Raw genomic sequence first — 1,821 nt, 5'->3', positions numbered from 1 at the left:
CTGCAGGTGCTGCCGCAGCAGCCGCCGGCGAGCCTTTGGGGGCGCCGTTGGTCCAGGTGACGTCGAGGCCGGTGAGTGGCACCACCGACAGCGACATCTTGCCCGAGCCCTGCTGCAGTTCGCGCGAGTGGGCGAGGTAGACCAGCGAGTTGTTCTCGGCGTCGTAGATGCGCGAGACGCGCAGGCTCTTCCAGATCAGCGAGCGCGACTGCTTGAAGATCTCTTCGCCGCCCTTGCTGGTGTTGATGTTGCCGATGGTGATCGGGCCGGCAGCGGCGCAATCGACGGCCGAATAGGACGGATCCTCGAACCAGTTGCCCTGCTGCAGCCGATCGATCAGCGAGCGGTTGAAATAGGCGACGTGGCAGACCACGCCCTTGATCTCCGGATCGGCCACGGCCTCGACATTGATGTCGTTGCCGGTCCAGTCGACCCCGACGCGGCCCACATCGGTGCCGTTATTGTTGCCGCAGGCGGCGAGTGCGCCGGTGAGAACGAGGGCGAGGCCGAGGGAGGCGAAGCGCGTTAGCATGCTCATGGGGTCCAGGGGTTCGGGTTGCGGACCGGCCTGATGTGGGGACCTTGCCGGGTTCACGCAACGGCCGGCGGCTGCAATAGTTGCGAGGGCCCGCTGCTCAGGAGTGGCCGTGCTTCGCCGCCGGGCCGTGCGGATGGTCGATATGGCCGAGGTCGCGGCCGGGATCGATGCGATCGCGCACCAGTTGTTTGATCTGCTTGGCGTCGGGGAAGCCGCCGTCGCGCTTGCGCTCCCAGATCAAGATGCCATCGAGATGGATCTCGAAAATGCCGCCGGTGCCGGGAACGAGGCTGACCTCGCCCATTTCGAGGCCGAAGGTCGAGAGCACCTCCTGCCCCATCCAGGCGGCGCGCAGCAGCCAGTTGCACTGGGTGCAGTAGGTGATGGCGAGCTTGGGTTTATCGGTCATATCTGCGGGTCCGCCCAGGAGGAAAAGACGTTGGTCGGCAGCACCAGCACATCGTCCTCGTCGGCCGCGCGGCTCTTCAGCGCCACCAGTTGCGCCGTGGTGGAATTGACGCGTTGCGCCAGCAGCCGGGCAATCTGCAGCAGCCAGGAGGGATGCGCCTCGAGCACATTGAGCGCGTCATTGATGACGTAGAGCTGCACATCGGTGACGGCGCGCACCGTGGCCGAGTGCGGGCGCTCCAGCAGCACGCTCATTTCGCCGAAGATGGCGCCGGGCTGCTTGATGGTCGAGACGAACTTGCCGTCGCGCAGCACTTCGACCTCACCCTCCTTCAGCACCATGATGCTGCCGCCGGCCTGCCCGCCCTGCACGATCAGCTCCGTGCCGGCGGGGAAGAAATCGAACTTCAGCCAGCTTTCCGTCTCTTCAGCCGCCACCACAGCAACTCCCGTTATTCGAGCAATGCAAAGATCTTGTCGAACATCACCTGGTCCTCGCGGACCTTGGCCTGCTTGCGCATATCGACCAGCAGCGCCGTGGTCTTGTGCAACCGCGCCGCCAACAGTTTTGCGATATGCCGCGCCGCGGCCGGGTGCGCCTCGAGGAACGCATCGGCATCGTCGGCGACGTGCACTTCGGCACCGTTGCGCGTCCTGACGGTGGCCGAATGCGGCAGGTCGAGCAGCGCCGACATGTCGCCGATCACCGAACCTGGGTCACCGATCGCCGCCACCGTGCTGCCATCGCGCACCACTTCGAGATCACCGGATTTGAGGATGTAGAGCTTGCCGGTGCGCGCGCCCTCATTCACCAGCACCGCCCGCGGCCCCAATACGCTCACCGGCAGCGCCGCCGCCGCCATGAGGAGCGTCCC

At 65.8% G+C, this 1,821-nt stretch carries 4 protein-coding genes; all 4 read right to left on the bottom strand.

Annotated elements, in window-relative coordinates; all coding sequences use genetic code 11:
• Positions 1-538, bottom strand: a 538-nt coding sequence (locus tag VW23_RS21520) for a CreA family protein (RefSeq protein WP_069911549.1), incomplete at its 3' end; no start/stop codon positions are given.
• Between the two features lie 97 nt (positions 539-635).
• The gene (locus VW23_RS21515) at positions 636-947 is read right to left on the bottom strand and encodes an Rdx family protein (RefSeq protein ID WP_069911548.1); all 312 of its coding nucleotides are present in this window, start codon (positions 945-947) and stop codon (positions 636-638) included.
• Complete coding sequence (locus tag VW23_RS21510; RefSeq protein WP_176730456.1) at positions 944-1,384, bottom strand: Crp/Fnr family transcriptional regulator; 441 nt, start codon at positions 1,382-1,384, stop codon at positions 944-946. Before VW23_RS21510 ends, VW23_RS21515 begins: the two co-directional genes overlap by 4 nt.
• A gap of 14 nt (positions 1,385-1,398) precedes the next feature.
• Positions 1,399-1,821: Crp/Fnr family transcriptional regulator (locus tag VW23_RS21505; protein ID WP_141728434.1), on the bottom strand; the 423-nt coding region annotated here is incomplete at its 5' end.

Origin of the sequence: Devosia insulae DS-56, assembly GCF_000970465.2 — a bacterium.
Classification (GTDB): domain Bacteria; phylum Pseudomonadota; class Alphaproteobacteria; order Rhizobiales; family Devosiaceae; genus Devosia_A; species Devosia_A insulae.
The sequence above is the reverse complement of the archived record's forward strand: the minus strand, read 5'-3'. Positions and strand labels throughout refer to the sequence as shown.

Excerpts from the sequence above, each read along its gene's own strand:
- VW23_RS21515 (WP_069911548.1), bottom strand. The coding sequence starts at position 947 with ATGACCGATAAACCCAAGCTCGCCATCACCTACTGCACCCAGTGCAAC.